The sequence below is a fragment of the Kitasatospora sp. NPDC059648 genome (assembly GCF_042734825.1).
Taxonomy (GTDB): Bacteria; Actinomycetota; Actinomycetes; order Streptomycetales; family Streptomycetaceae; genus Kitasatospora.
Genome location: NZ_JBHWDU010000019.1, coordinates 47,390 through 63,287, shown reverse-complemented (window position 1 = coordinate 63,287; position 15,898 = coordinate 47,390). Strand labels below are relative to the sequence as shown.

Sequence of the window (15,898 nt, the reverse complement as noted above, 5' to 3'; positions counted from 1 at the left end):
ACGGACAAGTGAGGGGTGGTCCTCCGCGGTAGGGGGCTCGCCCGCCACCGAACGGGTCATCTAGGCTGGTGGGGTGCTCATCCTTGTTCGCCGCCGTCACGTGGACCTGCTCCGCGTGACCAGCATGTCCTGTCGACGCTCCGGCTGAACCTCGCGCTACCCACCCTCACGGCGGCCCCGAGCGGCCGCCACCACCTCCCGGCTACCGGAGCACCCGCCGCATCAGGCGCGGCTCCGGCCACCCCTGGTCGACCACCGGGACCAGCCGGGACGAGACCAGCGGATGTCACACATGACGCAGCAGTACACGCCCATATCCGGAACCGCCACCACCCCGGAGGCACACCCCGAGGCCCTCCCGGTGATCGACCTCTCGCTCGCCGACGGCACCCCGGAGGACCGCCGCCGACTGCACGACGAGCTCCGCGCCGCAGCCACCGGCGTCGGCTTCTTCCAACTCGTCGGCCACGGCGTCACCCCCGAGGAAACGGCCGCACTCACCGGAGCCATGCGCGCCTTCTTCGCCCTCCCCGAGGCCGACCGGCTCGCCGTGAGCAACCTCAACTCCCCGCACTACCGCGGCTACACCCGTACCGGCGACGAGCGCACCGGCGGCAGCCAGGACTGGCGCGACCAGCTGGACATCGGCGCCGAGCTGCCCCCGCACGCTCCCGGCACCGGCGAGCCCCCGTACTGGTGGCTGGAGGGCCCCAACCAGTGGCCGGCCGCGCTCCCCGAGCTGCGCACCGCCGCGCTCGGCTGGATCGACCACCTCGGCACGGTGGCCCGGCGTCTGCTGCACGAACTCCTCGCCGCGATCGGCGCCCGCCCCGACTTCTACGACGACGCCTTCGCGGGCCACCCCCACCTGCGTCTCAAGCTGGTCCGCTACCCCGGCACCGCCCCGGACGGCGCGGGTCAGGGCGTCGGCGCCCACAAGGACTACGGCTTCATCACCCTGCTCCTCCAGGACACCGTCGGCGGCCTCCAGGTCGAGCGCGCGGACGGCACCTTCCTGGACGTCCCCCCGCTCGACGGCGCCTTCGTGGTCAACCTCGGCGAGTTGCTTGAGGTCGCCACCGACGGCTACCTCAAGGCCACCAGCCACCGGGTAGTCAGCCCCGCCGGAGCCCGTGAGCGCTTCTCCGTCCCGTTCTTCTACAACCCCCGCCTCGACGCCCACATCGAGCCGCTCGACTTCCCCCTCGCCCACCACGCCCCCGGCGCCACCGAGGACCCGGCCAACCCGCTCTTCGCGGACTTCGGCTTCAACGAGTGGAAGGGCTACACCCGAGCCCACCCCGAAGTCACCCGCCGCCATCACGCCGCCCTCGCCTGATCCGCCTCCTGCCCCGGTCTCCGCCTCCTGCCTCCCACCTCCTGTCTCCTGTCTCCTGTCTCCCGCCAGGCACCGAGCAGCGACCACCCGGCAGAGACCACCGGTGGCTCGGCCATCGAACCGGCACGCGCCCGCACACCGGGGCGCGTGCCGGTTCGCTCGTTCCAGCACCCCGACGGCCCGTGCCGCCGGAGCCCCCGGAGCCACCAGGGCCCACCAGAGCCGCCCCCACTTCCGATGGACCTGATCGCGGAGCACTGTCACACTGCTGCTGTCACAGCACGAGTGTGCCAGCGCGGGAGGCAGCAGATGGGGGAGCACGGCGCCGGGGTGGGCGAGGTGCGGCTGACGGTGGACGAGTTGGCGGCACGAGCCGGGGTGACGGTGCGGACGGTGCGGTTCTACGGAACGAAGGGCTTGCTGCCGCCGCCCGAGTTGGGGCCCCGACGGGTGGGCCTGTACGGGGCGGCGCACCTGGACCGGCTCGGGCTGATCGAGGAGTTGCAGCGGCAGGGGCTGACGCTGGCCGCGATCGAGCGGTACCTGGCGCGGCTGCCGGAGGACAGCACGCCGCTGGGCCTGGCGATCCACCGCGCGCTGGTGGCGTCCTGGACGCCGGAGGCGGCCGAGGAGGTCGGCCGGGCGCAGTTGGAGCGGCGGGCCGGTCGTGGGCTGTCGGAGGAGCAGGTGGAACGCCTGGTCGCGATGGGCGCGCTGGAGCGGACGCCCGACCCCGAGGTGTTCCGGGCGGACCCGGGCCTGCTGCCGCTGGGCGTACGGATCCTGGACGTGCCGATCCCGTTGGAGACGCTGCTGGCCGCCCGGGCGGTGGTCCTGGAGCACAGCCGGGCCACGGCCCGGGAGTTGCAGCGGCTGTTCCGGGAGACCGTCTGGAAGCCGTACCGGGAGAGCGAGCCGGACCCGGCGGAACTGGCCCGGATGAAGGAGCTGACCGACCACATCCAGCCGATGGTGGCGCAGGCGCTGGTCACCGCCTTCCAGCGGTCCCTGCGGGAGGAGTTGGGCGAGGAGCTGGGTTGAGGCACGAGGTTGAGGAACCGGGTTGAGGAACCGGGTTGAGGAACCGGGTTGAGGAACCGGGTTGAGGAACCGGGTGAGGCCGTGCCAGGCACGGCCTCACCCTGATCGCCCTCCGACCGAGGTCAGTCGGTGAAGGTCCGCCCCTCCGCCGCGATCCGCTCCAGCAGCGCCGGCGGCGCGAACCGCTCGCCGTACGCGGCGGCGAGTTCGCGGGCGCGCGCCGCGAAGCCGGCCGGGCCGCCCTGGTAGCCGTTGACGTACTGGAGGACGCCGCCCGTCCAGGCCGGGAAGCCGATGCCCAGGATCGAGCCCACGTTGGCGTCGGCGACCGAGGTCAACACGCCCTCCTCCAGGCAGCGCACAGAGTCGAGCGCCTCGCTGAACAGCATCCGCTCCTTGAGGTCCTCGAACGGCACCTCGACGCCGTCCCGGGAGAAGTGCTCCAGCAGCCCCGGCCAGAGTCGGCCGCGCTTGCCGTCCTCGCCGTACTCGTAGAAGCCCGCACCGCCGCTGCGCCCCGGTCGGCCGAACTCGTCGACCATCCGGTCCACCACCGCGTCCGCCGGGTGCGGCGTCCAGGTGCCGCCGGCGGCCTCGACCGCGAGCCGGTACTCGTCGCGGATCTTGCGCGGCAGGGTGAGGGTGAGCTCGTCCATCAGGGAGAGCACCTTGGCGGGGTAGCCGGCCTGGGCGGCGGCCTGCTCGATCGAGGACGGGTGGATGCCCTCGCCGATCATGGCGACGCCCTCGTTGAGGAACTGGCCGATCACCCGCGAGGTGAAGAAGCCGCGCGAGTCGTTGACCACGATCGGCGTCCTGTCGATCTGCCGGACCAGGTCGAAGGCCCGGGCGAGCGCCTCGTCGCCGGTCTGCGGGCCGCGGATGATCTCCACCAGGCGCATCTTGTCGACCGGTGAGAAGAAGTGCAGGCCGATGAAGTCGCCGGTGCGCTCGACGCCCTCGGCGAGTACGCCGATCGGCAGGGTGGAGGTGTTGGAGCAGAGCAGCGCGTCGGGGGCGACCACGCCCTCGATCTCCTGGAACACCTTGTGCTTGAGCTCGGTGTTCTCGAAGACGGCCTCGATCACCGCGTCGCAGCCGGCCAGGTCGGCGGCGTCGGAGGTGGGGGTGATCCGGGAGAGCAGGGCGTCGCGCTTGGCCTCGGTGGAGCGGCCGCGCGCGATGGCCTTGTTCAACAGCCCCGCGGAGTAGGCCTTTCCGCGCTCGGCGGCCTCGACGCTGACGTCCTTGAGCACGACCTCGATGCCGGCCTTGGCGCAGGCGTAGGCGATCCCGGCGCCCATCATCCCGGCGCCGAGCACCGCGACCTTGCGGACCAGCCGCTTCTCGACGTCCTTGGGGCGCCCCGCACCGGAGTTGACCGCCTGCATGTCGAAGAACAGCGCCTGGATCATGTTCTTGCTGGTCTGCCCGCAGGCCAGCTCGGTGAAGTAGCGGGCCTCGATCACCATGGCCGTGTCGACGTCGACCTGGGCGCCCTCCACCGCGGCGGCGAGCACGTTGCGCGGTGCCGGGTAGGGCGCGCCGTTCAGCTGCTTGCGCAGATTGGCCGGGAACGCGGGCAGGTTGGCGGCGAACGCGGGGGTCGCGGGGGTGCCGCCGGGGATCTTGTACCCCTTGACGTCCCAGGGCTGGACGGCGGTCGGGTTGGCCTCGATCCAGGCCTTCGCCCGGGCGGCCAACTCCTCGGGAGTGTCGACCAGTTCGTGCACCAGCCCGTGCTCCAGCGCCTGCGCCGGGCGGTACTGGCGGCCTTGCAGCAGGTACTTCAGCAGGGCGTCGGTGATGCCGAACAGCCGGACCGTGCGGACCACGCCGCCGCCGCCCGGCAGCAGGCCGAGGGTGACCTCGGGCAGGCCGATCCTGCTGGCGGGGGTGTCCAGCGCGATCCTGTGGTGGCAGGCGAGGGCGATCTCCAGCCCGCCGCCGAGCGCGCTGCCGTTGACGGCGGCGACGACCGGCTTGCCGAGGGTCTCCAGCTTGCGCAGCGAACGCTTGATCCGCATGGACTTCTCGAAGACGGCCTCGGCGTCCTCGGGGCGGGCGGCGGAGAGCATCCGCAGGTCGCCCCCGGCGAAGAAGGTCTTCTTGCCGGAGGTGATCACGACCCCGCGCAGCGCGTCGGAGGAGGCGAGGCCGGCCAGTCGCTCGACCACGGCCTCGAAGTCGGCCGTGAACGCCTCGTTCATGGTGTTGACGGACTGGGTGGGGTCGTCGAGGACGAGGGTGACCACGCCGTCCTGGTCCTGCTCCCAGCGGATGGTGGTGGTGTCGCTCATGAGTTCAAGGTCTCCAGGTCTACCAAGGGAGGTGCCACGCGATGGGGGTCACCCGGACGGAGTCCGGGGGGTGTCCCAAGAAGGATGGCGGCGGGCGACGGACGGGCTCAGACGCGCTCGACGATGGTGGCGACGCCCATGCCGCCGCCGACGCACAGGGTGATCAGGCCGTAGCGCAGGTCGCGCCGCTCCAGTTCGTCGACCACGGTGCCGAGCAGCATCGCGCCGGTGGCGCCCAGCGGATGGCCGAGGGCGATCGCGCCGCCGTTGACGTTCACCTGGTCGTGCCGGAAGCCGAATTCGCGGATGAAGCGGAGGGCGACCGCCGCGAAGGCCTCGTTGATCTCGACCAGGTCGATGTCGGCGGCGGTGAGACCGGCCTTGGCGAGCGCCTTGCGGGTGGCCGGGGCGGGACCGGTGAGCATGATGGTCGGCTCGGAGCCGGACACGGCGGCGGAGACGATCCGGGCGCGCGGGCGCAGCCCGTACCGCTCGCCGACCTCACGGTTGCCGATCGCGACGAGGGCGGCGCCGTCCACGATGCCGGAGGAGTTGCCCGCGTGGTGGACGTGGTCGATGGCCTCCACCCAGTGGTACTTCTGCAGGGCGACGGCGTCGAAGCCGCCGGCCTCCCCGATCGCGGCGAAGGAGGGCTTGAGGCCGGCCAGGTTCTCGACGGTGGTGCCGGGGCGGATGAACTCGTCGCGCTCCAGCACGACCAGGCCGTTGCGGTCGCGCACCGGAACCACCGAGCGGTCGAACAGGCCGTCCGCCTGGGCCTTGGCGGCCCGGGCCTGGGACTCGGCGGCGAAGGCGTCCACGTCGGTGCGGGAGAGGCCCTCGATGGTGGCGATGAGGTCGGCGCCGATGCCCTGCGGAACGAAGTTGGTCTCGTACGAGGTCATCGGGTCGGCGAACCAGGCGCCGCCGTCGGAGGCCATCTTGACCCGGGACATCGACTCCACGCCACCGGCCAGGATCAGGTCCTCCCAGCCCGAACGGATCTTGGCGGCGGCCAGGTTGACGGCTTCCAGGCCGGAGGCACAGAAGCGGTTCTCCTGGACGCCGGCCACGGTGTCGGGCAGGCCGGCCGCGATGGCGGCGATCCGGGCGATGTCGGAGCCCTGGTCGCCGATCGGCGAGACCACGCCGAGCACGATGTCGTCGATCGCGGCCGGGTCCAACCCGGGGTAGCGGCTGCGCATTTCGTTGATCAGGCCGACGACCAGGTCGATCGGCTTGGTGCCGTGCAGCGAGCCGTTGGCCTTGCCGCGGCCGCGCGGGGTGCGGATCGCGTCGTAGACGTACGCTTCGGTGGTCACGATGGGAGTGCCTTTCGGGGCAGAGGGGTTCCTGAAGGTCCTGGGGTGCCGGAGCGGGCCGGGGCCCGGCAGTGGGCCGGCGTCCGGGAGTGGGCCGGTGTCCGGGGCCGGGCCCGGTACCGGGCCGGTGTCCGGGGCCGGGCCGGAGAGCGCTCAGCCGAGGATGGAGCGCCCGACGATCTCCTTCATGATCTCGGTGGTCCCGCCGTAGATCGTCTGGATGCGGCCGTCGGTGAACGCCCGGGCGACCGGGAACTCGCTCATGTACCCGTAGCCGCCGTGGAGTTGGAGGCAGCGGTCGGCCGTGCGCTTCTGCAGCTCGGTGGCCCACCACTTGGCCATCGAGGCGTCCGCCGGGGTGAGCGCGTAGCGGTCGTGCTCGGTGATGCAGCGGTCGACGAAGGTCCGGGTGATCGCGCACTCGGTGGCGAGCTCGGCGATCTCGAAGCGGACGTGCTGGAGCTTGGCCAGCGGACGACCGAAGGCCTCCCGCTGCTTGACGTAGTCGGTGGTGATCTCGACCAGGTACTCGGCTCCGGCGATCGCGGCGGCGGCGATGGCGAGCCGCTCCTGGGCGAGGTTCTGCATCAGGTGGACGAACCCGCCGTTGAGCTCGCCGAGCAGGTTCTCCTTCGGCACCCGGACGTCCTCGAAGAACAACTCGGCGGTGTCCTGGGCCTTCTGGCCGATCTTGTCGAGATTGCGGCCCCGCTCGAAACCGGGGGTGCCGCGCTCGACGGCCAGCAGGCTCAACCCGTGCGCGCCGCCCTCGGGGGTGGTGCGGGCGACCACGATCACCAGGTCGGCCAGGATGCCGTTGGAGATGAAGGTCTTGGCGCCGTTGAGGAGGAAGTGGTCACCCCGGTCCACCGCCTGGGTGCGGATGCCCTGCAGGTCGGAGCCGGTGCCGGGCTCGGTCATCGCGATCGCGGTGATCAGCTCGCCGCTGCAGAAACCGGGCAGCCAGCGGCGCTTCTGCTCCTCGGTGGCGAGCGAGGTGAGGTACGGGCCGATGATGTCGTTGTGCAGTCCGATCGCCAGCCCGGAGGCACCGGCCCGGGCGAACTCCTCGGCCAGCACGGCGGCGTAGCGGAAGTCCGGGGTGCCGCCACCGCCGTACTCCTCGGGCACCGCGATGCCGAGCAGGCCCTGCCGGCCGGCCGCCAGCCAGGCGGAGCGGTCGACGATGCCGGCCTTCTCCCAGCGGTCGTAGTGCGGCAGCACCTCCTTGGCGAGGAAGGCCTTCACGGTGGCCCGGAAGTCCTCGTGCTGCTCGGTGAAGATCTCGCGCTGCAACGCTACTCTCCTTGCTCTGCTGCGGAGTCGAATGGTTCCGTGCCGACGGCCGCGGAGTCCAGGGACGGGACGGCCCAGTGCCGGGCCACCTCCGCGGTGTCCGCGCCCGGCCGGGCCGGCGGGCGGCGCAGCGCGCCCGGGGTGACGGAGAAGCGCGGGGCGGGGGCCGGCTGGGTCATGCCGTCCGCCTCGACGTACGTCCCGCGCGCCAGCAGGTGCTCCTCGCCCGCAGCCTGGCGCATCGTCAGCACGGGTTCCACGCAGGCGTCGGAGCCGGCGAAGACGGCCTCCCACTCGGCCCTGGTCCGGGTGGCGAAACGGGCGGCGATCAGGGCACGCAGCTCGGGCCAGCGGGCGGGCTCGTACTGGCCGGGCGCGTCCGGGCCGAGCTCCAGCAGCCGCGCGAACTCGGCGTAGAACCGGGGCTCCAGGGCGCCCACCGCGAGGTGCCCGCCGTCGGCCGCCCGGTAGACGGCGTAGAACGGGGCGCCGCCGTCGAGCAGGTTGACGCCCCGGCGGTCCTGCCAGTGACCGGCCGCGAGCAGCCCCCACAGCATGCTGCCGAGGTGCGCCGCACCGTCCACGATCGCCGCGTCGACCACCTGTCCGACGCCGGTGGACCGGGCGTGGTGCAGGCCGGCCAGCAGCCCGACGACCAGGTAGAGCGAGCCGCCCGCGTAGTCGCCGAGCAGGTTCGCCGGGATCCCGGGCGGCGCGTCGACCCCTCCGGGCGAGGCGACCATCCCGAGCACCCCGGCCACCGCCGCGTAGCCGAGGTCGTGCCCGGCGGTGGCCGCCCGCGGCCCGTACTGCCCCCACCCGGTCATCCGCCCGTACACCAGTGCCGGATTGCGCGCCAGACACGCCTCGGGCCCGACCCCGAGCCGCTCCGCCACTCCCGGCCGGTAGCCCTCGATCAGCAGGTCGGCCCGCTCGACCAGCTCCAGCACCTGCCCCGGCCCCTCGGGCGACTTGAGGTCGACCAGCACCGACCGCTTGTTCCGGTTGCTGAGGTCGTACGCCGGATCCGTTCCGAGCGGCGACGGCTCCGGCCGGTCCACCCGCACCACGTCCGCTCCGAGATCGCCCAACAGCATCGCCGCGAACGGCCCCGGCCCGATCCCCGCGAGTTCCACCACCCGCACACCCGCCAACGGCCCCGGACCACCCGCCCGGCCCGCCGGACTGCTCGTGTCACCCACTGGCTGCAGAACCCTTCGGGGTTTGACAGTAAAGCTGTAACACTCGCGATGATAGGGAAGCGACCCGCTGGTAACAAGACCTCGCCCACCACGCCCCACCGCCATGAGGCAGCAACGAACCCGACCGCACCCCGCACGACCGGCACCACGCAGGGCGCGTCGGCAGGAGACCGCGACGACCGCCACCCGGCTCCTCGTGGGCCTGCCGCATCCGCTCGACCGCGGACCCGAAGTCCTCGGCCACCTTCACCGTCGGCACCGAACCGCGGCTGCCGACCGCGGGCGCCCCGAAGGACGAGCCGGGGTTCGGTCGGGCCCGCTGGGTGGCACCCGGCGAGACGGTGACGACCTGCCACGGCTAACCTCGCCTGGTCCCGGGGGAGTTGGGACGGCATCCAGAAGCTCGTCCCCGACAGCGGCGAAGCCTGGAAGCGGCTCCTCACCGCAGGGGGGAAGGCGATCGGGGTGAGCCGATCCCGTAGGGGCGGGGAATTGGGCGGGCGGGCGTCGCGGTAATGGTCTATCGTGCAAACGATCCATTACGTACGAGGTCGGGGGAAGCAGCATGACCACCGCTGAGCAGGCCGTTGTCACCGGGCGCACGATCGTCGCCGTGTCCGAGCGGCTGGTGTTGACGCGGCCGCAGGAGAGCGATGCCGAGGCGATGTTCGCGATCCACGGGGATCCGGAGACCAACCGGTACAACCCCGACGGGCCGCAGCGCGACATCACGCAGGCGCGGGAGCAGTTGGCGGGGTTCGTGGCGGACTGGCCGCGGGACGGGGTGGGGTACTGCATGGTGTCCACCCGGGAGGAGCCGGAGGTGGTCATCGGGGTCGCCGGGCTGTTCCTGCACAGCCTGGACGGGCAGCCGGTGTTCAACCTGTACTACCGGTTCCGGCCGTCCGCCTGGGGCAAGGGGTACGCCGCGGAGGCGTGCCGGGCGGCGATCGCGGAGGCGCTGCCGCGGTACCCGGGGATCCCGGTGACGGCACTGATCCGGGAGGACAACCTGCCCTCGCGCCGGCTCGCCGGGCGGCTCGGCCTGGTGGCGGACCCGGACGGGCGGGTGGACCACGAGGACCGCCTGATCCACTGGATGGCGTGAACGGCACGGCCGGGGATCCCCCGCCGGGGGGAGGGGGATCGCACCCACGGCGGAGGCCCCGCGCCGGGCGCGGCGGCAGCCTGGGGGCATGAGGATCGACGAAGCACGGGTACGGACCTGGGCCGGTCGGACCGCCGTGGCGGCGACGGGGCCCTACCTGACGCTCAAGGCGCTGTGGCTGACCGGGCACCCCGTGGGATCGGACGATCCCGGCGCGATGGACAGGCTGTGGCTGGTGAACCTGCTGACCGTCGGGATGGACGCCGTCGCCGTGGCCCTGGCGCTGGCCTTCCTCCGGCCGTGGGGGCGGCGGGCGCCGGCCGGCCTCGTGCTCTTCCCGATGTGGGTCGCGACCGGGCTGCTCGGCACCATCCTGGTGGCGCTGCCGCTCTACCTGCTGAGCGTCCTGCTGCTGGCACCGGAGCCGGGCACGGGACAGGAGGACGGCGGCGGTCTCGGCGGCTGGGTGTTCCCGGTGGTGTACGGCGGCTTCGCCGTCCAGGGGCTGGCGCTGATCACCGCCTTCGTCCTGTACACCCGGCAGCGCTGGGCCGCGCTGCTGCGGGCGAGGACCGGCGACCTGCCGCGCTCCCCCACCCTGACCGTGCAGCGCGGTCTGGCCTGCGCCGCCGCGTTGCTCGGGCTCGCTACCGCGGCGGCCCGGGCGTACTGGGCGGCGGGCGGCACGGCCGGGCTGCCGGTCGCGCTGGCACAGGAGCGGTCCAGGGGCGTGGCGGTGATGGACGCCGTGACGGCGGTGATGGCAGTGGCCGCCTCGGCGGGACTGCTGGTGCTGGTGTTCCGGCTCCGGCCCCGGCAGCCGCTGCGCACCCCGCTGCTGGTGACCTGGACGGCTGCCGGGTCGCTGTTCGGTTGGGGCTGCTGGCAGTTGGTGGCCTTCGGCGCCACCGCGGCCGGGACGACCGGACCGATGGCCCTGGTACAGGCCGCGCAGGTGGTGACCGCGGTGCTGGTGCTGGCCGTCGGAGCGGTGGCGCTGGCCGAGCGGGCGGCCGCTGCGCGCGGCGCTGTCGTAGAGTCACCCGGGTGGACACGGGGGGCGGCCGGATTCGGCGGGCGGGAGAGGTGTTGTTCGGGCGGCGCGCCCGACTGCGCTGGGTGCACCTAGTGCTGGGCGGCGCGCTGCTCATGCCGTACTACCTGTTGTCGGTGGTGGCGCTCGGAGCGCTGAACCCCGAGCAGGGGCACCTGCGCCAAATGCTGTTGCAGTTCCTCGCGTTGTTCACCTCGCTGCCGATGGCCGCGGTCACCGCGCTGGTGCCGACCGTCCGGGGCCTGGAGGGAGCGGCCGCCCGGGCGCTGTGCGCGGCGGCGCGCCCGGAGGAGCTGGCCACCGGGCCGGCCCGGTCCTGGGCGGCCCGCCGGCGCACCGCGCTCTGGTTCGTGCTGCACCTGTTCTCCGGCGGGGTGGTCGCCGGGATGACGCTGGCCGGGGTGCCGTTCGCGGTGGTGCTGCTGTTCGGCTTCGCCGGGGGCGAGGAACTCGCCCGGTACTGGACGGACCGCTTCCCCGGCTGGATGCCCGTCGGCCCGGCACTGGGAGCAGCCCTGCTGCTGCTGATCGTCGGAACCAACGCCGCCTGCGGCGCGCTGCTGGCCCGCTCGGCGCCCGTCCTGCTCGGTCCGACTCCTGAGGAACGGCTGGCCGTCGCCGAGCGACGGGCCACCGTGCTCGCCCAGCGCAACCGGCTGGCCCGCGAACTGCACGACTCGGTCGGGCACGCGCTCAGCGCGGTCGGCATCCAGGCCTCGGCGGCCGCCCGGGTGCTGCGCACCGACCCGGACTTCGCCGCCGAGGCGCTGCGGGCGATCGAGGAGACCGCCCGGGGGGCGGTGGCCGAACTGGACACCGTGCTCGGGCTGTTGCGCGAGGAGGAGAACGCCGGCGCCGAACCAGCCGGGCCCACGCTCGAAGGGCTGGACGACCTGCTGCGCCAACTCGCCCGCACCGGCGTGACGGTGGACGCCGAGCTGGCCCCCGGCCTGGGCGCACTGCCGGCCGAGGTCTCCCGCGAGGCGTACCGGATCGTGCAGGAGGGACTCACCAACGTGCTGCGGCACGCCGGGCCCGCCCCGGCCGGACTGCGGGTCGCGCTCGACGCCGGCCGGCTGGAGATCGAACTGACCAACCCGCTGGGCCCGGCCCGCCCGAGCCGCCCCGGCGGCGGGCGCGGGCTGCGCGGGATCGGGGAACGCGCGACGGCCCTGCGCGGCGGCAGCGCGGCCGGGCCGAGCGAGGACGGAACGACGTGGCGGCTGGCCGTGTGGCTGCCGGTGGGAGGGACTGCGGGATGACCGACGAGCACGAGACCGAGCACGACGGGAGCGGCACCATCCGCGTGGTGATCGCGGACGACGAACGGCTGGTCCGGATGGGCCTGCGGGTGGTGATCGACGCCGAGCCCGACCTCACCGTGGTCGGCGAGGCCTCCGACGGCGCCGAGGTCGTCCCGCTGGCGCGCGAGCTGCGACCTGACGTGGTGCTGATGGACGTCCGGATGCCCGGCATCGACGGCATCCGGGCCACCGAGCAGCTGGTAGGCGGAATGGCCGAGCCGCCGAGGATCCTGGTGGTCACCACCTTCGAGCACGACGACCACGTGTACGACGCGCTGCGGGCGGGCGCGGCCGGGTTCCTGCTGAAGCGGGCGCGCGCGGAGGAGATGGTCCAGGCGGTGCGGCTGGTGGCGCGCGGGGACTCGCTGCTGTTCCCTGCCGCCGTGCGCGAACTCGCGCTGCGGCACGGCGCGGACGGCCGGCGGGGGGCCGCCGCGGACCGGGGGCCGGTCGGACGCCTGACCGAGCGGGAGGGTCAGGTGCTGCGGCTGATGGCCACCGGGCTGAACAACGGTGAGATCGCACGGCAGCTGGTGGTCAGCCAGGAGACGGTGAAGACCCACGTCGGCAGCGTGCTGGCCAAACTGGGCGCCCGGGACCGCACCCAGGCGGTGATCGCGGCGTACGAGTCGGGGTTCGTTCTCCCGGGCTGAGCCCGCGAGCCACCCGGCCGGCCCGCCGGTCCGCACGCGGGTTCCGAGCCCCCGCGCCGAGCAAGTAGAGTACGGAATTCCGCTCAACTGTCCGATACCTCCCGTATCGCCTGGAACGAACTGGTGGCCGCATGACCGTCGTCCGGACCCGCCCGGCGCTGTGGTGGCGCGCGGGCATCGTGCTCTCCGCCGGCCTCGGCCTGGTCCTCGGGGAGTCCTCGCTGGTGTACTTCACCGTGCAGAGCAACGTCATCGTGCTCGGCTACTTCATCGGCGCGGTGTACTGGATGGTCGAGCGCGGCACGGTGGACGCACCCGCGCCCCGGCTGCGCGGGGCCGCCACGCTGTACATCCTGATCACCGGGCTGGTCTCGCACGTCCTGCTCCAGCACGGCGCCGACCCGCTGCCCGGGCTGGTCAGCGGGCCGGACCGGCTGGCGCACTGGTCGTCCTTCTTCCTGCACTACGTCACGCCCGTGATGGTGCTGGTGGACTGGCTGGTGCTCAGGCCGCGCAACGCGGTGGCCTGGAAGGACATCCCGCTCTGGCTGGCCTTCCCGCTCGGCTACGCGGCGGTCGTGCTCGCCCGCAACGCGCTGTTCGACGACTTCCCGACGCCCTACCCGTACTTCTTCTTCGACCCGACCACCAAGGGCTACGGCTACGTCTGGGGCCAGATAGCCCAGCTGACGGTCGAGTTCGTCGTGCTCGGCACCCTCGTGGTCGGACTGGACCGGCTGGGCACGCTGGTCGCGGGCAGGTTGAAGCCCGCCCGCGCGTAGCGGAGAGCGGCGCGGGACACGGGCTCGGCCGTCGTCACACAGCGGCGTCGCGCCCTCACCGTTCACCGGGCCGCTCCCCGCGGCCTCGTCCGGCCCGTCCGGCCCGCCCGGCTCACGCGGCGGGCGCGTCCTCCGGGAACGCGGCGTCGAACTTCGCCCGGTGGTCCTTCCAGAACGCCACCGCGTGGTCCACGAACACCCGGCGCTGCTGCTCGCGCACGCTGAGGTCGTGGATGTACGCCTTCACGCTCTTGCCGTCCGCGGCGGCGGCCTCGCGGATCGCGGCGAGTTCGTGCTCCGTGTACTCGATGTTGAGCGCAGGCATGTCGCCGATGGTACTGCAGCACAGGGAAGTTGGAGGCGGTGCGGCGCATTTCCCCCTCGGCTCCCACCCTCGGCTGCGCCACCCGCCCTCCACCCGCCCTCCTCCCGTGTTCCAGATGATCGCTACATCGGATCCACCGCCCTCAGTCCGCCGTCCAGCTCCAGCCACCTGGTCAGCCCCAGGCCGCGCAGGAACGGCAGGTCGTGGCTGACCACGACCAGCGCGCCCCGGTAGGCGGCCAGCGCCTGGGTGAGCTGGCGGACGCTGGCGAGGTCCAGGTTGTTGGTCGGCTCGTCGAGCAGCAGCAGTTGCGGCGGCGGATCGGCCAGCAGCAGGGCGGCCAGCGTCGCCCGGAACCGCTCGCCGCCGGACAGCGTTCCGGCCGGCTGGTCGGCCCGGCCGCCGCGGAACAGGAAGCGGGCCAGCCTGGCGCGGACGGCGTTGTCCCCGGCGCCCGGGGCGAACAGCTTGACGTTCTCCGCGACCGTCAGCTCGTCGTCCAGCAGGTCGAGCCGCTGCGGCAGGTGGCGCAGCGGCACCTGGGTGGTGACCATGCCTTCCAGCGGGGCGAGTTCACCCGCGATGGTGCGCAGCAGTGTGGTCTTGCCGGAGCCGTTGCGCCCGACCAGGGCGATCCGCTCAGGGCCGCGCAGGTCGAGGTCGACGGTGGCGCCGCCGGGCAGCCGGACCTTCTGCAGGGTGAGCACCCCGCGCCCGGCCGGCACGGCGGTGCGCGGCAGGTCGACCCGGATCTCGGCGTCGTCGCGCACCGCCTCCTCGGCCGCGGTGACCCGCGCCTTGGCCTCCTCCAGTCGCTCGGTGTGCATGCCGGTGAGCCGGCCCGCCGTCTCCTGGCCCTTGCGCTTGAGCATCCCGGCGAAGATGTGCGGGTCGTTGCGGGTGACCGAGCGCTTCCGGCCGTAGCTGGCGCTGCGCTCCAGCCTGCTGCGGGCCTCGACCAAGTCCCGCTTCTGGCGCTGGACGTCGGCCTCGGCGTTGCGCAGCAGCCGCTCGGCCGTCTCCTGCTGCGCCGCGAGGGTGCGCTCGTAGTCGTCGAAGTTACCGCCGTACCAGGTGACTTCGCCGTCCCGGAGGTCGGCGATCTGGTCGACGTGCCGTAGCAGTTCGCGGTCGTGGCTGACGACCACCAGGACGCCGTGCCAGCCGGCCACCGCCTCGTAGAGCCGCTCGCGGGCGGTCCGGTCGAGGTTGTTGGTGGGCTCGTCGAGCAGCAGCACGTCGGGGCGGCGCAGCAGCAGGGCGGCCAGTCGCAGCAACACCGCCTCGCCGCCGGAGAGTTCTCCGGTGGTGCGGTCGAGGCCGAGGCGGTGCAGGCCGAGCCGGTCGAGGGTCGCACGGGCGCGCTCCTCCACGTCCCAGTCGTCGCCGACGGCGTCGAAGTGCCGCTGGTCGGTGTCGCCGGACTCGATGGCGTGCAGGGCCTCGCGCGCAGCCCGGATGCCGAGGGCCTCGTCGACCCGCAGACCGGTGTCGAGCGTCAGGCCCTGGGGCAGGTAGCCGAGTTCGCCCGCGATCCGGACGCTGCCGCCGGTGGGGGTGAGCTCGCCGGCGATCAGCCGCAGCAGAGTGGACTTCCCGGCGCCGTTGAGGCCGATCAGTCCGGTGCGGCCGGGGCCGACGGCGAGGTGGAAGCCGTCCAGGACGGGCTTGCCGTCGGGCCACTCGAACGCGAGGTCGGTGCAGAGGACGGCGGTGGTGGGTTGTGCCATGCAAGGCCTCCCGGATGGTTGCTGAAGGGGTGATGAGCAACACGGGGAGACACCGCGGGTGCGGAACCGGAACGGCCGAAGGACGGGGCAGCGCTACGGAGGCGCCATGGGGCCGTGACTGAGGTCGCACACTCGCACACCACGCGGCAGCAGGGCCTGCGTGGCGGGGCGGTGTCCCGGGACCTCAGTAGATCAACGGCCTTCTCCTTGTCTGGCGGACGACGTGGACCACGCTAGGCAGGCCGACGGACGGGTGCAATTGATTTATCCGGCGCAGCCGTCCGGCCCCGTTCACCAGCCCTCCGGCAAAGGCTGCGTGCCGGTCCCGTGCCGATCCGGTGACGGCCCCGTCCCGGCCGGGGGCGGATGTAAGGGGTTCCTTATCCGCATGGCAGACTCCTCACCTGCCATACCTGCGGCCTCCGGGGCCGTACCCGAGGAA

13 protein-coding genes are annotated in these 15,898 nt (G+C 73.0%); 7 read left to right on the top strand and 6 right to left on the bottom strand.

The window, feature by feature from the left end:
* The first annotated feature begins 292 nt into the window (after window positions 1-292).
* Window positions 293-1,339, top strand: coding sequence for an isopenicillin N synthase family dioxygenase (locus ACFV1W_RS14695; RefSeq protein ID WP_380416410.1), 1,047 nt, complete (start codon window positions 293-295; stop codon window positions 1,337-1,339).
* 309 nt (window positions 1,340-1,648) lie between these two features.
* Entirely contained in the window at window positions 1,649-2,380 is a 732-nt protein-coding gene (locus ACFV1W_RS14690; protein WP_380416408.1) for a MerR family transcriptional regulator, read from the top strand.
* A gap of 122 nt (window positions 2,381-2,502) precedes the next feature.
* Here ACFV1W_RS14690 and ACFV1W_RS14685 read toward each other — a convergent pair whose 3' ends face one another.
* From ACFV1W_RS14685 to ACFV1W_RS14670, 4 genes are all read right to left on the bottom strand, one after another.
* Window positions 2,503-4,680 (bottom strand): 3-hydroxyacyl-CoA dehydrogenase NAD-binding domain-containing protein, encoded by a 2,178-nt coding sequence (locus tag ACFV1W_RS14685; RefSeq protein WP_380416406.1) that lies wholly within the window; start codon window positions 4,678-4,680, stop codon window positions 2,503-2,505.
* A gap of 107 nt (window positions 4,681-4,787) precedes the next feature.
* Entirely contained in the window at window positions 4,788-6,002 is a 1,215-nt protein-coding gene (locus tag ACFV1W_RS14680; protein ID WP_380416404.1) for an acetyl-CoA C-acetyltransferase, read from the bottom strand.
* A gap of 153 nt (window positions 6,003-6,155) precedes the next feature.
* Entirely contained in the window at window positions 6,156-7,298 is a 1,143-nt protein-coding gene (locus ACFV1W_RS14675; protein WP_380416402.1) for an acyl-CoA dehydrogenase family protein, read from the bottom strand.
* A 2-nt stretch (window positions 7,299-7,300) separates the two neighbouring features.
* On the bottom strand, window positions 7,301-8,443 hold the full coding sequence (locus ACFV1W_RS14670) for a CaiB/BaiF CoA transferase family protein (protein ID WP_380416519.1): 1,143 nt from the start codon (window positions 8,441-8,443) through the stop codon (window positions 7,301-7,303).
* Between the two features lie 622 nt (window positions 8,444-9,065).
* Here ACFV1W_RS14670 and ACFV1W_RS14665 point away from each other — a divergent pair.
* From ACFV1W_RS14665 to ACFV1W_RS14645, 5 genes are all read left to right on the top strand, one after another.
* Complete coding sequence (locus ACFV1W_RS14665; RefSeq protein WP_380416399.1) at window positions 9,066-9,608, top strand: GNAT family N-acetyltransferase; 543 nt, start codon at window positions 9,066-9,068, stop codon at window positions 9,606-9,608.
* 88 nt (window positions 9,609-9,696) lie between these two features.
* On the top strand, window positions 9,697-10,737 hold the full coding sequence (locus tag ACFV1W_RS14660) for a hypothetical protein (protein ID WP_380416397.1): 1,041 nt from the start codon (window positions 9,697-9,699) through the stop codon (window positions 10,735-10,737).
* The gene (locus ACFV1W_RS14655; RefSeq protein ID WP_380416395.1) at window positions 10,728-11,924 is read left to right on the top strand and encodes a sensor histidine kinase; all 1,197 of its coding nucleotides are present in this window, start codon (window positions 10,728-10,730) and stop codon (window positions 11,922-11,924) included. The genes ACFV1W_RS14660 and ACFV1W_RS14655 overlap by 10 nt, the downstream gene beginning before the upstream one ends.
* The gene (locus ACFV1W_RS14650) at window positions 11,921-12,619 is read left to right on the top strand and encodes a response regulator (RefSeq protein WP_380416394.1); all 699 of its coding nucleotides are present in this window, start codon (window positions 11,921-11,923) and stop codon (window positions 12,617-12,619) included. Before ACFV1W_RS14655 ends, ACFV1W_RS14650 begins: the two co-directional genes overlap by 4 nt.
* A 131-nt stretch (window positions 12,620-12,750) precedes the next feature.
* Window positions 12,751-13,401 (top strand): Pr6Pr family membrane protein, encoded by a 651-nt coding sequence (locus ACFV1W_RS14645; protein WP_380416392.1) that lies wholly within the window; start codon window positions 12,751-12,753, stop codon window positions 13,399-13,401.
* Window positions 13,402-13,513: 112 nt separating this feature from the next.
* On the opposite strand, the gene ACFV1W_RS14640 is transcribed toward ACFV1W_RS14645, so the two are convergent.
* Both ACFV1W_RS14640 and ACFV1W_RS14635 read right to left on the bottom strand, forming a co-directional pair.
* A complete protein-coding gene (locus ACFV1W_RS14640; protein ID WP_380416391.1) occupies window positions 13,514-13,726 on the bottom strand; it encodes a hypothetical protein in 213 nt (70 codons plus the stop codon).
* A gap of 122 nt (window positions 13,727-13,848) precedes the next feature.
* Window positions 13,849-15,456: an ABC-F family ATP-binding cassette domain-containing protein gene (locus ACFV1W_RS14635; RefSeq protein ID WP_380416390.1), complete on the bottom strand. Its 1,608-nt coding sequence runs from the start codon at window positions 15,454-15,456 to the stop codon at window positions 13,849-13,851.
* Between the last annotated feature and the right edge of the window lie 442 nt (window positions 15,457-15,898).